The following is a 731-nucleotide window of genomic DNA, read 5'->3' as shown; positions in this document are numbered from 1 at the left end:
TTGCCAGATCTGACCTGGTCAGTGAGGCTATCGACGGATAGGAGCCCGTGGTCTTCCGAGGGTCGCAAGCCCGCTTTTGAGCTTGGTGCCCTATCCGTCGTTCATCTGCCATCCCGCACAGTCGCCAGGGCCTTGAGCCCGTATTGCAAGGACGGGTAATGATGAAAAAGGTAAATAAACCAACACCAAGCTTCGTTGGCATTGACGTCTCTAAGCATAGGCTCGATGTATATTTAAGGCCTGACGGCACTAAACTGACGTGCGCCAACGATAGTGGCGGCATATCCACTTTGTCCGAGCATCTTTCCAGCCTTTCACCTGCCTTGGTCGTCCTCGAAGCAACCGGTGGATACGAGATCCAGTTGACCACGGCTCTCGTATCAGCGGGCCTTCCAGTGGTCGTCGTTAACCCCCGCCAGGTAAGACACTTTGCCCGCGCAGCCGGTCAGCTTGCAAAGACTGATACACTGGACGCCCGGGTCCTTGCGCTTTTTGCGGAGCGCATGAAGCCGGAAGCACGGCGGATACCTGACGAGCAAGCTCGTGCCCTGGCGGAGCTCGTCACCAGGCGAAGGCAACTGGTCGATATGATCACGGCTGAGGGTAATCGCAGACGCGAAGCCAGAGAAACAAAAGTCCAGGAGCGCATAGCCGTTCACCTGCGGTGGCTCCGTGAAGAACTCGCTGCAATCGAGAGTGACTTGGATACCGCCATAAAGAGTAGCGTTGTC

Annotated in this window: 1 protein-coding gene; it reads left to right on the top strand. The window is 56.5% G+C overall.

Annotated features, from left to right (window positions below; genetic code table 11):
- Window positions 1-158: 158 nt before the first annotated feature.
- On the top strand, window positions 159-731 hold a 573-nt coding region (locus ASILVAE211_RS25870), incomplete at its 3' end, for an IS110 family transposase (RefSeq protein ID WP_227324220.1).

The organism is Acidisoma silvae, assembly GCF_020618775.1.
Taxonomy (GTDB): domain Bacteria; phylum Pseudomonadota; class Alphaproteobacteria; order Acetobacterales; family Acetobacteraceae; genus Acidisoma; species Acidisoma silvae.
Note: the sequence above shows the minus strand (reverse complement) of the source record. Positions and strands in the feature narration are given on the sequence as shown.